The sequence below is a fragment of the Ancylobacter sp. WKF20 genome, from assembly GCF_029760895.1.
Lineage (GTDB): Bacteria > Pseudomonadota > Alphaproteobacteria > Rhizobiales > Xanthobacteraceae > Ancylobacter.
The window spans coordinates 2,637,735-2,652,882 of record NZ_CP121679.1; the positions used below are offsets into that span (position 1 = coordinate 2,637,735).

Annotated in this window: 20 protein-coding genes; 18 read left to right on the forward strand and 2 right to left on the reverse strand. The window is 66.2% G+C overall.

The window, feature by feature from the left end:
- Position 1: 1 nt before the first annotated feature.
- A complete protein-coding gene (gene flgF, locus AncyloWKF20_RS12230) occupies positions 2-721 on the reverse strand; it encodes a flagellar basal-body rod protein FlgF (RefSeq protein WP_279314335.1) in 720 nt (239 codons plus the stop codon).
- A gap of 3 nt (positions 722-724) precedes the next feature.
- Entirely contained in the window at positions 725-1,492 is a 768-nt protein-coding gene (locus AncyloWKF20_RS12235) for a DUF1217 domain-containing protein (RefSeq protein WP_279314336.1), read from the reverse strand.
- A gap of 168 nt (positions 1,493-1,660) precedes the next feature.
- Between AncyloWKF20_RS12235 and motA the strand changes: the two genes are divergently transcribed.
- From motA to AncyloWKF20_RS12325, 18 genes are all read left to right on the forward strand, one after another.
- Positions 1,661-2,551 carry a flagellar motor stator protein MotA gene (gene motA / locus AncyloWKF20_RS12240; protein ID WP_279314337.1) on the forward strand — a complete coding sequence of 297 codons (891 nt, stop codon included), beginning with the start codon at positions 1,661-1,663 and terminating at the stop codon, positions 2,549-2,551.
- A gap of 3 nt (positions 2,552-2,554) precedes the next feature.
- Positions 2,555-3,499 carry a FliM/FliN family flagellar motor switch protein gene (locus AncyloWKF20_RS12245; RefSeq protein WP_279314338.1) on the forward strand — a complete coding sequence of 315 codons (945 nt, stop codon included), beginning with the start codon at positions 2,555-2,557 and terminating at the stop codon, positions 3,497-3,499.
- The gene (locus AncyloWKF20_RS12250) at positions 3,480-3,815 is read left to right on the forward strand and encodes a hypothetical protein (protein WP_267585153.1); all 336 of its coding nucleotides are present in this window, start codon (positions 3,480-3,482) and stop codon (positions 3,813-3,815) included. The genes AncyloWKF20_RS12245 and AncyloWKF20_RS12250 overlap by 20 nt, the downstream gene beginning before the upstream one ends.
- Complete coding sequence (fliN, locus tag AncyloWKF20_RS12255; RefSeq protein ID WP_279314340.1) at positions 3,812-4,138, forward strand: flagellar motor switch protein FliN; 327 nt, start codon at positions 3,812-3,814, stop codon at positions 4,136-4,138. Before AncyloWKF20_RS12250 ends, fliN begins: the two co-directional genes overlap by 4 nt.
- Before the next feature lie 15 nt (positions 4,139-4,153).
- Entirely contained in the window at positions 4,154-5,182 is a 1,029-nt protein-coding gene (locus AncyloWKF20_RS12260; RefSeq protein ID WP_279314341.1) for a flagellar motor switch protein FliG, read from the forward strand.
- Between the two features lie 8 nt (positions 5,183-5,190).
- The gene (locus tag AncyloWKF20_RS12265) at positions 5,191-6,267 is read left to right on the forward strand and encodes an EscU/YscU/HrcU family type III secretion system export apparatus switch protein (protein ID WP_279314342.1); all 1,077 of its coding nucleotides are present in this window, start codon (positions 5,191-5,193) and stop codon (positions 6,265-6,267) included.
- The gene (locus AncyloWKF20_RS12270; RefSeq protein WP_279314343.1) at positions 6,254-6,706 is read left to right on the forward strand and encodes a hypothetical protein; all 453 of its coding nucleotides are present in this window, start codon (positions 6,254-6,256) and stop codon (positions 6,704-6,706) included. The genes AncyloWKF20_RS12265 and AncyloWKF20_RS12270 overlap by 14 nt, the downstream gene beginning before the upstream one ends.
- Before the next feature lie 95 nt (positions 6,707-6,801).
- Complete coding sequence (gene flgB, locus AncyloWKF20_RS12275) at positions 6,802-7,185, forward strand: flagellar basal body rod protein FlgB (RefSeq protein ID WP_279314344.1); 384 nt, start codon at positions 6,802-6,804, stop codon at positions 7,183-7,185.
- A 2-nt stretch (positions 7,186-7,187) separates the two neighbouring features.
- Complete coding sequence (gene flgC / locus AncyloWKF20_RS12280; protein WP_279317957.1) at positions 7,188-7,607, forward strand: flagellar basal body rod protein FlgC; 420 nt, start codon at positions 7,188-7,190, stop codon at positions 7,605-7,607.
- Positions 7,607-7,930 (forward strand): flagellar hook-basal body complex protein FliE, encoded by a 324-nt coding sequence (locus AncyloWKF20_RS12285; protein WP_279317958.1) that lies wholly within the window; start codon positions 7,607-7,609, stop codon positions 7,928-7,930. The genes flgC and AncyloWKF20_RS12285 overlap by 1 nt, the downstream gene beginning before the upstream one ends.
- A gap of 13 nt (positions 7,931-7,943) precedes the next feature.
- Positions 7,944-8,732, forward strand: a complete 789-nt coding sequence (flgG, locus tag AncyloWKF20_RS12290; protein ID WP_279314345.1) for a flagellar basal-body rod protein FlgG — start codon at positions 7,944-7,946, stop codon at positions 8,730-8,732.
- A gap of 118 nt (positions 8,733-8,850) precedes the next feature.
- Positions 8,851-9,459 carry a flagellar basal body P-ring formation chaperone FlgA gene (flgA, locus tag AncyloWKF20_RS12295; RefSeq protein ID WP_279314346.1) on the forward strand — a complete coding sequence of 203 codons (609 nt, stop codon included), beginning with the start codon at positions 8,851-8,853 and terminating at the stop codon, positions 9,457-9,459.
- The gene (gene flgI, locus AncyloWKF20_RS12300) at positions 9,456-10,583 is read left to right on the forward strand and encodes a flagellar basal body P-ring protein FlgI (protein ID WP_279314347.1); all 1,128 of its coding nucleotides are present in this window, start codon (positions 9,456-9,458) and stop codon (positions 10,581-10,583) included. The genes flgA and flgI overlap by 4 nt, the downstream gene beginning before the upstream one ends.
- Positions 10,584-10,671: 88 nt before the next feature.
- The gene (locus AncyloWKF20_RS12305) at positions 10,672-11,445 is read left to right on the forward strand and encodes a MotE family protein (protein ID WP_279314348.1); all 774 of its coding nucleotides are present in this window, start codon (positions 10,672-10,674) and stop codon (positions 11,443-11,445) included.
- Positions 11,442-12,158 carry a flagellar basal body L-ring protein FlgH gene (locus AncyloWKF20_RS12310; protein WP_279314349.1) on the forward strand — a complete coding sequence of 239 codons (717 nt, stop codon included), beginning with the start codon at positions 11,442-11,444 and terminating at the stop codon, positions 12,156-12,158. The genes AncyloWKF20_RS12305 and AncyloWKF20_RS12310 overlap by 4 nt, the downstream gene beginning before the upstream one ends.
- 26 nt (positions 12,159-12,184) lie before the next feature.
- Positions 12,185-12,688, forward strand: a complete 504-nt coding sequence (locus AncyloWKF20_RS12315) for a flagellar basal body-associated FliL family protein (protein WP_279314350.1) — start codon at positions 12,185-12,187, stop codon at positions 12,686-12,688.
- Between the two features lie 53 nt (positions 12,689-12,741).
- Complete coding sequence (fliP, locus tag AncyloWKF20_RS12320) at positions 12,742-13,446, forward strand: flagellar type III secretion system pore protein FliP (RefSeq protein WP_279317959.1); 705 nt, start codon at positions 12,742-12,744, stop codon at positions 13,444-13,446.
- A gap of 298 nt (positions 13,447-13,744) precedes the next feature.
- Positions 13,745-14,998 carry a flagellin gene (locus AncyloWKF20_RS12325; RefSeq protein WP_279314351.1) on the forward strand — a complete coding sequence of 418 codons (1,254 nt, stop codon included), beginning with the start codon at positions 13,745-13,747 and terminating at the stop codon, positions 14,996-14,998.
- The last annotated feature ends 150 nt before the right edge of the window (positions 14,999-15,148 follow it).

Sequence of the window (15,148 nt, forward strand, 5' to 3'; positions counted from 1 at the left end):
CTCAGGACGGCCCCAGCGTGCGGATGGCTTCCGACGTCGAATCCTCGCCCTGCTGCACCGCCTGCGCCGCCATCTCGAAGCTGCGCTGCACCGCGATCATCCGCGTCATTTCCATGATCGGATCGACGTTCGAGCCCTCCACATAGCCCTGGCGGATTCCGAAACGGGAATAGTCCTGAACCGGGCTCGCCGGGCGGTCCGGGGAGACGGTGGAGGAGCCGTGCCGCGTCAGCGTCGCCCCGGCGGGCATGGTGAACAGGCCGACCGTGCCGACCCGATTGCCGGCCTGGGTGATCGCGCCATCGGCGCTGATGTTCACCGGCCCGGCGGAGGCGTCGATGGTGATCTGCGTGCCGCTCGAATCGAGCACCGGCATGTTGTCCACCGTGCGCAGGCCGCCATTCGGCCCGAGCTGGAAACGTCCGTCGCGTGTATAGAGCGGGCCCGAGGGGCCGCGCACCGCGAACCAGGCATCGCCCTGCGGGGCAAGGTCGAGCGGGTTGCCGGTATAGGACACATTGCCCGGTTTCAGCGAGGTGTAGCTGTCGCCTTCCGAGACGAAGGCCACGTCACCGCTCCCGGCCTGCGAGAGCATGGTCTCGAACTTCACTTCCTCGGCGCGGTAGCCGGGCGTGTTCACATTGGCGATGTTGCCGGCGATGGTGGCCAGGCGGCGCTCCGCCGCCATCTGCATCGACAGGCCGACATAGATGCTTGTCACGCATCAACCTCCATATTTCAGGGAAAGCAGCGACATGGCGACGCCCGAACCGACGGAGTAACCGCGGTTGAACAAAGCGAGGGTCGGCGAGGTGGCGGCCTGGTCCATGTCCCAGCGCGCGGTGAAGCGCTGGATCAGCCGGTCGAGCTTCACCGGATCCTTGAGCGAGGCGATGTCGAGGCGCTTCTTCACCGCCGCCGCCTGCTTGTCGATGTCGGCATTGCCCATTTCGGCGGGGAAGCCATAGACCGTCTTCACCACCTTCCAGAGCGCGGCGTCGGCCATCAGCCCATAGGCAGAGGAAACGTTCGGCGCCTCGCGCTTGAAGTACAGCGCCAGCCGCACGCCCTCATTCTCCGCGCCGGCGTCTACTTCCAGCGTCTGCCGGACATATTTGTCGACGACGTCCTGCTTGGCGGCGGTGCGCGAGGTGGTGAGCGCGCCATAGCTGTCGAAGTCGAACGCCTTGGCGAAGGCGGTGAAGCGCTCGTCGTTCAGCCTGTTGGCGAAGGATTTGGAGTCGGTGATGCCCTCGGTCAGCACCTTGCGCATATAGGCCTTGGCGTAGGCCATTTCCTCGAGCCCGAACGCCTTCATCGCGTAGTTGAACACGCGGGTGTTCTTGATGAAGTCGTCGATCGACTTAATCTTCGGGATGGTCTCGAGATAATGCTTGGTCTCAAGCGCCACCGTCGGCTCGGACGCCTTCAGTTTGAGGGTCCGGTCGAGATTGCGCGTGAGAAGACGATAGGAATCGTAGGTCGTGACCATGGCGCACCGTGCGTGTGTCCGGTGTTGACCCTCGCCCAGTAACCTTGCGCCGGGCTGGCCTGCCGGCCGCGCCCTGGAAACAGCGTCGCGCCCCCTCGCCGGCCACCCCCGCCAGCCTCACGCAACCTTGCCCGCCTAGACCCTCAGACCACAACGGAGGGGTCGGCATTGTTCATTGTTATTGGCATCGTCCTAGGGTTCGCCTCGATCGGCGGCGGCTTCGTCGCCATGGGCGGCCATCTTGAGGTGATCTGGCAACCCTTTGAGTATGTGATTATTTTCGGCATTGCCTTCGCCACCTTCCTCATCGCCAACCCGATGTCGACGGTCAAGGACACCGGCAAGGCGGTGGGCCAGGCGTTGTCGGGCAAGGCCCCCAAGCGCAAGGATTTCCTGCACCTCCTCGGCCTGCTCTACGCGCTGATGCGCGAGCTGCGCACCAAGCCGCGCAACGAGGTCGAAGGGCACATCGACGACCCCGCCAATTCGGCCCTGTTCCAGCACTTCCCGGACATTCTGAAGGACAAGGAACTCACCGGTTTCATCTGCGACTATGCGCGGCTGATCGTCATTGGCAATGCCCGCTCGCACGAGATCGAGGGGCTGATGGAACAGGAAATCTCGACCATCAAGAAGTACAAGACCAAGCCGGCGGGCGCGCTCAGCACGGTGGCGGAAGGCATGCCGGCCATCGGCATCTGCGCCGCGGTGCTCGGCATCGTCAAGGCGATGGGCGCCATCGACCAGTCGCCGGAAATCCTTGGCCACTACATCGCGTCGGCGCTCGTCGGCACCCTCATCGGCATCTACACCTCCTACGCGATCCTCGGGCCGATGGCGCATTACATCAAGATCATGCGCGAGAAGCAGGTCCAGCCCTACATCATCGTGAAGCAGTCGCTGATCGCCTACATGAACGGCGCGCTGCCGCAGATCGCGCTGGAGCATGGCCGCAAGACCATCTCCGCGGGCGAGCGCCCGAGCATCGACGAAGTCGAAGCCGAAGCGATCTCCAACGTTCCGAACCTCTCCTCCATGGCCCAGGCACAGGCGGCCTAAGCAATGAACATGCACACGGGTTCCATGAGCGGCTCCACCACCGACATCCGCAATCTGCTCCTCGACGCCGCCGGCCTGTCGCTCGACAAGCTGCCGATGCTGAACGTCATCTTCGACCGCATGGCGACGCAGTGCGCGGAAAGCCTGCGCCAGCTCGTCGCCTCGCAGGCTTATTACTCGCTGAGCGACGTCGAGAGCGGGCGCATCGGCGACATCCTCGACGCCTATGAAGGCATGGCCGTCGTCGGCGTGTTCCACTCGCCGGAATGGGACAGCCACGTCATCGTCGGCTTCGACCGCGACTTCATCTTCACCATGGTCGAGGTGCTGTTCGGCGCCGACGGCTCCGAGCCGCCGATCGACGACGAGCGTTCCTTCTCCAACATCGAGATGCGAATCGCCCAGGCGCTGTTCGAGCAGATGGCCAAGGCTCTGCAGAGCGCCTTTGCGCTGGTCAGCAAGGCGACCTTCAAGTTCCAGCGGCACGAGACGCGCATGGACTTCGCCGTCATCGGCCGGCGCAACAACCAGGCCATCTGCGCCAAGTTCCTGCTGCAGGCGATCAACCGCGGCGGCGAGATGTTCATCCTCGTCCCGCAGGGCGCGCTGACCCCGATGCGCCAGCAGCTCGCCAGCACCACGGCGGGCGAATCAGCCCCGCGCGATCCGGTGTGGAGCAAGCACATTCGCGGCGAGGTGCAGCGCACCGAGGTGCGCCTGCGCGCCGTGCTGGAACAGCGCGAGATCACGCTGGGCGAGGCCGCCGACTTCAAGGTTGGCCAGGTTCTCTCGCTGCAGGCCACCCCGCGCAGCCGCGTCAAGCTGGAGAGCGCCGAGGAGGGGCTCTTCTGGTGCAGCCTCGGGCAAGCCGAGGGTGCGTATGTGCTGCGTATCGAAGATGCCGTCGATCAGGCTCAGGAGTTCCTCGATGATATTCTCCCCCGGTGAGGCCGTGCTTTTCGTCGCCCTCGTGGTGACCAGTACCTGCGTCGTGCTGATGTACCGCAAGCTCGGCAATCTCTCCGCCTATCAGCGCGACTACCGTGTCGCGCTCGACGACAGCGCCAACGCCCTGCACCACGCGCGCAACGCGATGGCGCTGCTCAACGATGACAGCCGCGAGCTGCTCACCCTCCTGTCGCACAAGATCCAGGACGCCGAGACGCTGCTCTGGCAGCTCAACCAGGCCCAGACCGCCGCCGGCACCAAGCCCGGCAACGGCCCGGCCGGCGGTTCCACTCCCTCGCCCAAGGTGAAGCCATGACCGAAACCTTCGCGCCTGAAACCATCACCGGCGGCTCCGTCGAGGAGACCTTCGGCGGCCGTGGCCTCGAATCCCTGCTGCGCGTGCCGGTCACGATGCAGGTCGTGCTCGGCTCGGCCAACATGCCGGTGGCCCAGCTCATGAAGCTCGGCCGCGGCGCCATCGTCCCGCTCGACCGCCGCGTCGGCGAGCCGGTGGAAGTGGTGGTGAACGGCCGCATCCTGGCCCGCGGCGAAGTCGTCGTGGTGGATGAGGACAATTCGCGCTTCGGCGTCTCCCTGACGGAGATCGTCGGGGCGACGGGCAGTGACTCCAACCGCTGATCGCCGGAGCCGTAAATGGCCGCAGCCGCCACGCGGAGCGTAAGCAACCGCCCCCTGCACGGCATCGATCGTGTCGCCGCGCTGCTCATGACCATGGGCAAGCCCGCCGCGGCACGCCTGATGAAGCATTTCGAGCCGGACGAGATCCGCCTCATCACCCGCACCATCGCCGAGATGCGCCCCGTGACCACCTCGCAGGTGGAAATGGCCATCGAGGAATTCGCCACCCAGTTCGTCGCCGGCGCCAATGTCGGCGGCTCGGCGAGTGATGTCGAACGTCTGCTCGCCGGCGTGCTGCCGCCCGACCAGATCAGCGAGATCATGAACGATGTGCTGGGCGCGGCGAACCATTCGATCTGGGACCGCATCTCCGGGGTCTCGGAAGGCACCATCGCGACCTACATCATGAAGGAGCACCCGCAGATCGCTGCGCTGGTGCTTTCCAAGGTGAAGCCGGCCTGCGCCGCCAAGGTGCTGAGCCACCTGCCCGAAGACATGCGCAACGGCGTCATGCGCCGGATGCTCGCCTTCAAGCCGATCGTCGACGAGACGATGCGCATCATCGAGAGCACGATCCATGAGGACTTCATGGTCAACCTCGCGCGCAACGCCGGCGCCGACACCCATGCCCGTATCGCCGACATCATCAACAAGATGGAGCGCAACGACATGGAGAACGTGCTGAACAACCTGACGGCGACGCGGCCGAAATCGGCCGAGATCCTCAAGGGTCTGCTCTTCACCTTCGACGACATCATCAACCTGCCGCCCCGCGCGCGCACCTCGCTGTTCGACCAGGTGCCGAACGACAAGACGGTGCTGGCGCTCAAGGGCACGGATGCGGAGTTCCGCGAGATCATCCTGCAATCGCTCGGTTCGCGCGTGCGCCGCATGGTCGAGCAGGAACTGTCGTCCAGCGAGCCGGCCTCGGCCCGCGACGTGGCGGAAGCGCGCCGCGCCATTACCGACCTCGCGCTCGAAATGGCCGGGCGCGGCGAAATCGAACTCAACTCCGGCGGTGAGGAAGACGCCTATGTGCGCTAGGACCCGCCATGTCAGGGGATGACGACAAGGAAAGCAAAACCGAGGAAGCCAGCGAGAAGAAAATCGCCGACGCCTTGGAGAAGGGCAATATCCCCTTCTCCAAGGAGGCGACCCTCTTTGCCTCCCTCATCGGCATTCTCATCAGCCTGAGCTTCTTCGCCGGCCCGCAGAGCGGACCGTTGATGCAGGGGCTCTCGCGGTTCATCGACGACCCCGGAAGCCTGCGCCTCAACACCAGCGAGGACGTCACGCATATTCTCTGGGTCGCCTTCGATCTCGGCGCCCGTTTCCTTCTGCCCATTGTCATCGTGCTGTCCGTCTGCGGCCTCGTCGCCGCGCTGGTGCAGAACACGCCCACCATGGTGGGCGAGCGTATCCGCCCGCAATGGTCGCGCATCTCGCCCGCCTCCGGCTGGAAGCGCCTGTTCGGCCGTGACGGCCAGGTCGAGTTCCTGAAATCGCTGTTCAAGTTCGGCGCGATCGCTGGCGTGTGCGGGCTGCTGCTGTTCTCCGGCAAGGACAGCATCACCGCCGCCATGTCGAGCGACCCGGTGCTGGTGCCCTCCATGCTGCTCGGCCTCGCCGTCCGGCTGGTCTCTGCCGTCTGCGTCGCGACCATCGCCCTGGTCGGCGTCGATCTTGTCTGGTCGCGCCTGCACTGGAAGGCCGAGCTGCGCATGACCAAGCAGGAGGTGAAGGAGGAGTTCAAGCAGGCCGAGGGCGACCCGATGGTGAAGGCGCGCATGCGCTCCCTCGCCCAGGAACGCGCCCGCCACCGCATGATGAACGCCGTCCCGCGCGCCTCCATCGTGCTGGCCAACCCGACCCACTACGCCATCGCGCTCTATTACGACCGGCAGAAGGGCGGCGCGCCGCTTGTGCTCGCCAAGGGCGCCGATCTTATCGCCCTGAAGATCCGCTCCATCGCCGAGAGCCACAACATCCCCGTCGTCGAGGACAAGGCCCTGGTCCGCGCCATGTATGACGCGGTGGAAGTGGACCAGTGGATTCCGGCCGAATTCTACCGGCCGATCGCCAAGATACTCTACTTCATCTATGCAAGAGGCAAGAATGCCCGGACGTAATGGCGCCTTTAGCCTCGACAAGGATGCGCCATTGGCGCTGCTGCCCTATGAGAAGATGCTGGCGGATACGCTGCGCGGCTTTCTCAGCGAGCTGTGCTTCACCAGCGCCGGCGTGGTCATCGCCTATATCAGCCGGCGGCAGGACGAGAACATCCAGGATCTCATCAACTCCTCAGCCGAGCTGTTCCTGAAGCCGGGCCTGCTGCATTACGGGCGCAACGCGGCGGTCGAAAGCGATTGGGGCTCCCCGCCCAATGTCAGCATCAGCATGGTGCTGCGCGAAGCCACCCTCACCGCCGCCTTCCGCGTCGTCTTCGACGACACGACGATCGGCGTGCATATCGACCGTATCGACTTCGCCGGCGGCCCGGCCTCGCCGGAGGACAATCTCCAGCGCTTCGCCGACGCCCTCGCCGCAGCGCGGATCGCCGCGAACTAGGCCCCACGGGCACCCGGCGCCGCCGCCCGCCGGCGAGTCCAGCCTCGTGCAAGGTTCTGTCCCTAGGGTGCTCTCATCGGAATGCGGAGCCTCTCGTGGACAAGGTCTATCTCTTCGATCTCGCCGCCCGCCACTCTGCATGGGCCTCGGTGCGGCAGGCGACCATCGCCGGCAACATCGCCAACGCCGACACGCCCGGCTACCGGGCAGCCGAGGTGGAACCCTTCTCGGCGGTGCTGGACAAGACCCATCTGGCGGAAGCGCGGACCAACCCGGCTCATCTTTCCATGTCCGCCCCCGGGGCGGCGACGGTGAAGATGGACGACGCCGAGAGCTGGAGCATCTCCGACAACGGCAACACCGTCAGTCTCGACCAGCAGATGATCAAGGCAAACGAAGTCAGCGGTGCCTTTACCCTCAACACGAGTATCGTCCGCTCGTTTCACCGGATGGTGTTAGCCAGCGTGAGGAATGTGTGATGATCGATCCCCTCAAGTCGATATCCTCCATCGCCGGCTCCGGCATGGAAGCCCAGTCGCTGCGCATGCGCATCGCCTCGGAGAACATCGCCAACGCCCGTTCCACGGCGACGACGCCCGGCGGCTCGCCCTATATGCGCAAGACCGTGCATTTCGCGGCGCAGCCGATGCGCGGCCTCGGCGCCTCGCAGGTGTCGGTGAGCCAGCTCGGCACCGACCAGAACACCCCCTTCGCCGTCGAGCATGATCCCGGCAACCCGGCCGCGGATGCCAACGGCAATGTGAAGATGCCCAATGTGAACCCGCTGGTGGAAATGGCGGACCTGCGTGAAGCCGGTCGCTCCTACTCCGCCAACCTCCAGATGATGAAACAGGCCCGTTCGATGATCTCCCAGACCATCGACCTGCTGAGGGCTGGATGATGCTTGACGCAATTGGTTCTTTCACCCCGATCCGCACCACCGGCACCGCCGCGTCGCACGCGACCGGCCCGGCCGCGGCGGCTGCCCCCAGCCGGTCCGTCTCCGGCACGGATTTCGGCGACATCCTCGCCGATGTCTCCGGCCAGGCGGTCAACTCGCTGAAGGCGGCGGAAGCCACCGCCATCAGCGGCATTCAGGGCAAGGCGTCCGTCGCTCATGTCGTGCAGACGATCATGACCGCCGAGCAGACGCTGCAGACCGCGCTCGCGGTCCGCGACAAGGTTGTCGCGGCCTATCAGGAAATCTCGCGGATGGCGATCTGAGGAACATAGCGACATGAGAGCACTGGCCATCGCCGCCACCGGCATGAGCGCGCAGCAGACCAATGTGGAAGTGATCGCGAACAACATCGCGAACATCAACACGACGGGCTTCAAGCGCGCGCGCGCCGAATTCGCCGACCTGCTCTACCAGGCCGAACGCGCCCAGGGCGTGCCCAATGTGGATGGCGGCCTGCCGATCCCGGACGGCGCGCTGGTCGGCCTCGGCGTGCGCACGGTTGGCGTGCGCAACCTGCACATGCAGGGCCCGCTCACCCAGACCGGCAACCCGCTCGACCTCGCCATTAACGGGCGCGGCTGGTTCCAGATCACCAGCCCGACCGGCGAGACCGTCTATACGCGCGCCGGCTCCTTCAACAAGGGCCCGGCCGGTGAGCTGGTCACCAATGACGGCTATGTGGTCGAGCCGGCCATCACCTTCCCCGCCAACACGGTGGAGATCGCCGTCAACGAGACCGGGCAGATCTACGCCAAGGTTGCCGGCCAGGCGGCGCCGCAGCTTCTCGGCCAGCTCTCCCTCGCCAACTTCCCCAATGATGGCGGGCTGGAGCCTATCGGCAACAATCTCTACCGCGAGACCGACGCCTCCGGCACGGCGGTGACCGGCGTCGCCGGCGACGCCGGCTTCGGCAAGGTCCATCAGGCTTATCTGGAGTCCTCGAATGTGGACCCGGTTAAGGAGATCACCGAGCTGATCTCCGCCCAGCGCGCCTATGAAATGAACTCCAAGGTGATCCAGGCCGCCGACGAGATGGCCGCCACGGTCTCCAAGGGCATCCGCTAGCGCTTTTCCGGTGAACTCCGGTTCACCGGAAAAGCCCCAGCTTATTGTTCTGACGCATTTTCTTCACGCGAACCGGAATCGACTTCGCTCGAAAATGCTCCAACAAAGGAACCGCGCCATGCGTCGGCATTTCGGGGGCGCCGCCCGTGCGCGTGCCCTCTCCCCTGCGCTCGCCCGTGTCGGCGTGCTTGCCCTCGGCGTGCTCGCTTTCGCCGGTGGCGCGCTTGCCGCCTCGATCGCCGATAGTCGGGTCGACAGCGCGGCCATCGCCGACTGGGCGCCCCCGACGGGCGCCGCCCCGGCCGCGCCGCCGCTCGGCGCCGCGCCGCTGCCGCAGCAGGTCATGCTCCCCGTCGCCGCGACCACCGTGGCGCCCGGCGAGACGATCACCGACTCCATGCTGGTGGACAAGTCCTTCCCCGCCCATGTGACCAGCGAATACCCGATCGCCGTCAATCGCGGCCAGCTCGTCGGCAAGGTCGCCCGGCGTGTGCTGCTGGCCGGCAATGCCGTGCCGGTCGCGGCCGTCGGCGATGCCAAGGTCGTGACGCGCGGCGTCGCCACCGAGCTGCGCTTCGAGCAGGACGGGCTGACGATCACCGCCATGGGCGTGCCGCTCGATTCCGCCACCGTCGGCACGATGGTGCGGCTGAAGAACGTCGACAGCGGCAAGATCGTCACCGGCATCGTGCAGGCGGACGGCTCGGTCAAGGTCGGCGGCAAATGAAGCGCCTCCTCGCCGCCACCCTGCTGGTGCTCGCCGGCCTCGCCAGCGCCAGCGCCGCGACGCGCATCAAGGACGTGTCCTCGGTGCAGGGCGTGCGCGAGAACCAGCTCATCGGCTATGGCCTCGTCATCGGCCTGCAGGGCACGGGCGACACGCTGCGCAACTCGCCCTTCACCGAGCAGGCCATGCAGTCCATGCTCGACCGGCTCGGCATCAGCACGCGCGGCATTCCGCTGCGCGCGCGCAACGTCGCCGCCGTCGCCGTCACCGCCGACCTGCCGGCCTTCGCCGGCGTCGGCTCGCGCATCGACATCAACGTCGCCTCGATGGGCGATGCCACCTCGCTGCGCGGCGGCACGCTGCTGCTCACCCCGCTCACCGCCGCCGACGGGCAGACCTATGCGGTGGCGCAGGGCCAGCTCGCCGTCACCGGCTTCACCGCCGAGGGCCAGGCCGAGAGCATCACCCAGGGCATTCCCACCGCCGCCCGCATTCCCAATGGCGCGCTGGTGGAAAAGCCCGCGCCCGGCGTGCTGAACGAGCTGACCAGCTTCGTGCTCGAGCTGAACAACCCGGATTTCGCCACCGCCGCCCGCGTCGCCGACGTCATCAATGCCCGCTTCGGCAAGATGAAGTTCGACTATGGCAAGCTTGGCGGCCCCAACAAGCCGCTCGCCCAGGAGCGCGACCTGCGCAGCGTCGTGGTCCAGCGCCCGCCGCAGATGAACCCCGCCCGCTTCCTCGCCATGATCGGCGACCTGCCGATCGAGCCGGACACCCCCGCCCGCGTGGTGGTGGACCAGCGCTCCGGCACGGTGGTGATCGGGCGCAATGTGAAGATCTCCACCGTCGCCGTTACCCAGGGCAACCTCACGGTGCGCGTCACCGAGACGCCCGAAGTCTCCCAGCCCGCCCCCTTCTCCGACGGCGAGACCGTCGTGGTGCCGCGTACCGATATCGGCATCGAGCAGGATGGCGGCTATCTCGCCGTCGTGCGGGGCCCCGATTTGGAGACCCTCGTGCAAGGTCTGAACCGTATGGGAATGAGGCCGACGGACATTATCGCTGTCCTTCAGGCGATCAAGACCTCCGGCGCGCTGCAAGCGGACCTGGTGGTCCAGTAATCCGCGGCCGGCCCCCGGGCCGACCGCTCAGCCATCGCCCAGCCTGCCGACTGGTCTGTCGCCGCCACACAATCGAGGAGCCACGCCCATGAGCATCGTGACCGTTCTGTCGCACCTGTTCATCTTCATCCTCGGCGGAGCCTTCGGCCTCGTCTCGGCGGCGCTGTGTTTCGCCAACCGCCATTCGGTCGGGGACGAGGAAGGCTGGGGCGGGCAGGAGCCGGTCCCGGTCCCCGTGCGCTCCCGCCGGCCGGTCCACCTGCCGACGCGCGGCTTCAGCGGCCGGGGCAGCTCTTTTCTGATCCTCATCGGCCTGACTGTCCCCCTCACTGCACTGACACTCCACGAGGGCCGGACCGAAGCCGCCGCCAAACCCGCCGCGCCGGTACAGGCGCTGCCGGCCCAGGCGCCGGTTCCGTCGGTGCCGATGCCGTCCAATCTGAGCAACACCGAGCAGTACTGCGCCAGCCTCATCGACACCGCCCGCGACGCCCGCTTCGCCCGCCAGAAGGCGTCGATCGAGGCGATGGAGAAGGATCTCGATGAGCGCATCGCGCAGCTCGAGGCCAAGCGCGCCGAATATGAGAAGTGGTTGACGCGCCGCGAGGAATTCCTGCGCAAGGCAGATGAATCGGTGATCGCCGTGATCTCCCAGATGCGCCCGGACGCCGCCGCCGCCCAGCTCACCGTGATGGGCGACGACCCGGCCGCGGCGATCCTGGCCAAGCTCAACCCGCGCGTCGCCAGCGCCATCATGAACGAGATGGACTCCACCCGCGCCGCCCGCCTCACCGGCGTCATGGTCGGCATCGCCAAGCGGGCCAATGAGGCGAAGGCCGCGAGCCAGGGCAAATCGTCATGAGACTGCTCCTCCTGCCGCTCGCCGCCCTCGGGCTAAGCGCTTGCCAGACCAACAAATATGACAGTCTGGCCAACGGCCCGTCGCTCACGCCGGTCGGCTATGGCATCCAGGCGCAGGCGGATCCGATCCCGATGGCCTACCCGCCACCGCCCTCGCGCAGCTTCGCCTCGACCTGGGACCAGGGCAGCCAGAGCCTCTACCGCAGCATCCGCGCCACCAAGGTCGGCGACACGCTGAAGGTCGACATCTCGCTCGACGACAAGGCCGAATTCGACAACGAGACCGGCCGCTCGCGCAAATCCGCGCAGGATGCGGGGCTCGATATCGGTGCCGGCGCCGAGGGTTACGGCTGGGCCGGCGGCTATGGCTCGGCCACCGGCTCGCTGACCATGAAGTCGGACACCGAAGCCAAGGGCAAGGGCTCCATCGACCGCTCCGAGAAGCTGCGCCTCTCGGTCGCCGTGGTGGTCACCGAGGTGCTGCCGAACGGCAACCTGATGATTCGGGGCTCGCAGGAGATCCTGGTGAACTACGAAGTCCGCGTGCTGACGATCGCCGGCATGGTGAACCCGCTGGATATCACCGGCGGCAACCAGATCGCCTATGACCGGATCGCCGAAGCCCGCATTTCCTACGCCGGCCGCGGCCGGCTCAACGACGTCCAGCAGCCGGCCTGGGGCCAGCGCATCTACGACGCCGTCGTTCCTTTCTGACGAACCATCAACCGGCGGGGGCCACCATGGCACAGGCAGTCAAGGCAGAAGGCAAAGGCGGGGGCGGCAAGCTCGGTGTGATCCTGGCGCTCAGCGTCCTGACACTCCTAGCCGCCGCCGGTGGTGGTGGTCTCGGCATCCAACTCGCCTCCACGGTCGAGAAGGCCGTGACGGAGAAGGCGAAGGAGCAGGAAGCGGCCGAGCCCGAAAAGCCGCCGCTGCGCTACTCCAACCCCGAAATGATGATGGAAAGCCTCAAGCCCATCGTCTCCAACCTCGCCGCGCCGAGCAGCACCTTCGTGCGCATCGAGGCCTCGATCATCTACAAGAACGGCTCGCTGCCCAACCCACAGATCGCCGCCGCGCAGATCCGCGAGGATGTGATGGCGTATCTGCGCACCATCCCGCTGAGCCAGCTCGAAGGCCCGAGCGGCCTTATTCACCTGCGCGAAGACCTCAATGAGCGCGCCCGCATGCGCTCGGAAGGTCACGTCGAGGAACTGGTGATCGAAACGCTGGTGGTGCAATGACACCGCGCAAACTTGTCGGCGGGCTGGCGCTCCTTGCCGGCCTCGTCTTCGCCATGCCTGCGCTCGCCCAGCAGACGCCGAGCCTGTCGGAGCTTCTGAACGAAGCCGGCGGCGGGGCCGCCTCGGGCCGCATGGTGCAGATGATCGCCCTGCTCACCGTGCTGTCGCTGGCGCCGGGCCTGCTCATCATGGTGACGAGCTTCACCCGCATCGTCATCGCCCTGTCTTTCCTGCGCTCGGGTCTCGGCCTGCAATCGACACCGGCGAACCTGGTGCTGATCTCGCTGTCGCTGTTCATGACCTTCTACGTCATGGGCCCGACCTTCGACCGCGCCTGGAAGGACGGCATCCAGCCGCTGACCGCCAACGAGATTTCCGAGCAGGAGGCGCTGACGCGCGTCGCCGCCCCGTTCCGCGAGTTCATGCTCTCGCAGGTCCGGCCGAAGGATCTCCAGACCTTCGCCGATCTTGCCGCCGCCAATGGACAGGCCGCCACAAGCACCGCGCCCGAAGATGTCGAGCTGCGCATCCTGATCCCGGCCTTCATGATCTCCGAGCTGCGCCGCGGCTTCGAAATCGGCTTCCTGATCATGCTGCCTTTTCTCATCATCGACATGATCGTGGCGACGCTGGTCATGTCCATGGGCATGATGATGATGCCGCCGGCGGTGATCGCGCTGCCGTTCAAGATCCTCTTCTTCATCCTGATTGATGGCTGGAACCTGCTGGTCGGCGGGCTGGTGCGTTCCTTCTATTAGCGAGTAGTCGGCAAGGGCCCGAGGGCGCCTTCCGGGGGGCGGTTCGCGCAGGCGGACCGCCCTTTTTCTTTGGCCGCGCGCCGGGAATTTCCATGGCGTCCGCACTGCAAGCTTCGCGCAAGCCCGCCATGCGAGGGTCACGCCATGGCAGATTGACTGCTGGCCCCCAGGTGGGCCCGCAGGTGAGGCCGCCCCGAGTGGGGCCTCCGCCAAAGGCATGATGCCGCTTCTGCCATGCCGGTTTCAGCCCGGTATGTCCCCTTGAAACCTCTATCTCCACACAAAGGGACATTTCGTCATGACCAGCCTGATGACCAACACCTCCTCGATGGTTGCCCTGCAGACCCTGCGGACGATCAACTCGAGCCTCGACCAGACCAACAACCGCGTCTCCACCGGTCTCCGCGTCAATTCGGCGTCCGACAACGCGGCTTATTGGTCGATCGCCACGACGACCCGCTCCGACAACGGTGCGCTCGGCGCGGTGAAGGACTCCCTCGGCCTCGCCAAGTCTTCGGTTGATACCGTCAACACCGGTCTCGATACCGTTCGCACGGCGCTGCAGAAGGTGAAGGAAAAGCTCATCACGGCCGCGTCCCCGGACGCCGACCGCGCCAAGCTGCAGACCGAAATCGGCAGCCTGCTGAACGAGCTGAAGAACAACGCGCAGAGCACGGTCATCTCCGGCAGCAACTGGCTGGCGGTCGACTCGAGCGCGGCGAACTACAATGCCACCAAGGCGGTGGTCGCGTCGTTCTCCCGCACCGGCGATTCGGTGCAGGTCGACACGATCGACATCGACACCAGCGCGTTCAAGCTGCTCGATGACAACTCCACCGTTCACACCGCGGTTGACGCCGCCGTGACCACCGCGTCGGCGACCTACACCACCGCGGCCACCACGGCGACGACCACCTACACCACGGCCAAGACCACGGCGACCACCGCCTACGACACGGCGATTGGTACCGCGGATACGACCTTCGCTGGTAGCGCCATGGACGCCGCGGCTGTTGCCGCCCGTGATGCCGCCTACGCGACGGCCAAGAACACCCGCGACGCCGCCTTTGCCACCGCGGAAACCGCGAAGAAGACGGCTCTCGACGGCGCGGTTCTCGCGCTGAAGAACTCGCTGGGCGCCTCGGGTACCGATAGCCTCGGCATCCTCGACAAGTCCCGCGTGGCCGCCACCGACAGCGGTACCGCCACCGTCAGCTCGATCATGGACATTGATGTCTCGTCCCTGACCTCGAGCCAGGCCGACCTCGACAAGATCGCGAACTACACCTCGATCGTCGACGCCGCCCTGAGCGACCTGACCGACGCGTCGACGAGCCTCGGCTCGACGGCCAGCCGCATCGAGTCGCAGACGAACTTCGTGCAGGCTCTTCAGGACGCCAACAACCGCGCCATCGGCGCTCTTGTTGACGCGAACATGGAAGAGGAGTCGACCCGTCTGAAGGCGCTGCAGACCCAGCAGCAGCTCGCCGTTCAGTCGCTCGGTATCGCCAATTCCAGCTCGCAGAGCGTGCTCAGCCTCTTCCGCGGCTGATGACGGGGCTTCGGCCCTCCTAAGTGTGTCTCCCGCCGTTCGCGGCGCAACTGGCCACGCTCCCGCCCCCGGAGCGTGGCCTTTCTTTTTTACGGCCCGCCGCCGCCTCGCCTCCCGACGGCCGCGCCACGCAATCTCCAGGCAAGCTCG

Coding starts and splice junctions, on each gene's coding strand:
- AncyloWKF20_RS12235 (WP_279314336.1), bottom strand. CDS start 1,492: ATGGTCACGACCTACGATTCCTATCGTCTTCTCACGCGCAATCTCGAC.
- AncyloWKF20_RS12245 (WP_279314338.1), top strand. CDS start 2,555: ATGAACATGCACACGGGTTCCATGAGCGGCTCCACCACCGACATCCGC.
- AncyloWKF20_RS12250 (WP_267585153.1), top strand. CDS start 3,480: ATGATATTCTCCCCCGGTGAGGCCGTGCTTTTCGTCGCCCTCGTGGTG.
- fliN (WP_279314340.1), top strand. CDS start 3,812: ATGACCGAAACCTTCGCGCCTGAAACCATCACCGGCGGCTCCGTCGAG.
- AncyloWKF20_RS12260 (WP_279314341.1), top strand. CDS start 4,154: ATGGCCGCAGCCGCCACGCGGAGCGTAAGCAACCGCCCCCTGCACGGC.
- AncyloWKF20_RS12265 (WP_279314342.1), top strand. CDS start 5,191: ATGTCAGGGGATGACGACAAGGAAAGCAAAACCGAGGAAGCCAGCGAG.
- AncyloWKF20_RS12270 (WP_279314343.1), top strand. CDS start 6,254: ATGCCCGGACGTAATGGCGCCTTTAGCCTCGACAAGGATGCGCCATTG.
- AncyloWKF20_RS12285 (WP_279317958.1), top strand. CDS start 7,607: ATGCTTGACGCAATTGGTTCTTTCACCCCGATCCGCACCACCGGCACC.
- flgG (WP_279314345.1), top strand. CDS start 7,944: ATGAGAGCACTGGCCATCGCCGCCACCGGCATGAGCGCGCAGCAGACC.
- flgA (WP_279314346.1), top strand. CDS start 8,851: ATGCGTCGGCATTTCGGGGGCGCCGCCCGTGCGCGTGCCCTCTCCCCT.
- flgI (WP_279314347.1), top strand. CDS start 9,456: ATGAAGCGCCTCCTCGCCGCCACCCTGCTGGTGCTCGCCGGCCTCGCC.
- AncyloWKF20_RS12305 (WP_279314348.1), top strand. CDS start 10,672: ATGAGCATCGTGACCGTTCTGTCGCACCTGTTCATCTTCATCCTCGGC.
- AncyloWKF20_RS12310 (WP_279314349.1), top strand. CDS start 11,442: ATGAGACTGCTCCTCCTGCCGCTCGCCGCCCTCGGGCTAAGCGCTTGC.
- AncyloWKF20_RS12315 (WP_279314350.1), top strand. CDS start 12,185: ATGGCACAGGCAGTCAAGGCAGAAGGCAAAGGCGGGGGCGGCAAGCTC.
- fliP (WP_279317959.1), top strand. CDS start 12,742: ATGCCTGCGCTCGCCCAGCAGACGCCGAGCCTGTCGGAGCTTCTGAAC.
- AncyloWKF20_RS12325 (WP_279314351.1), top strand. CDS start 13,745: ATGACCAGCCTGATGACCAACACCTCCTCGATGGTTGCCCTGCAGACC.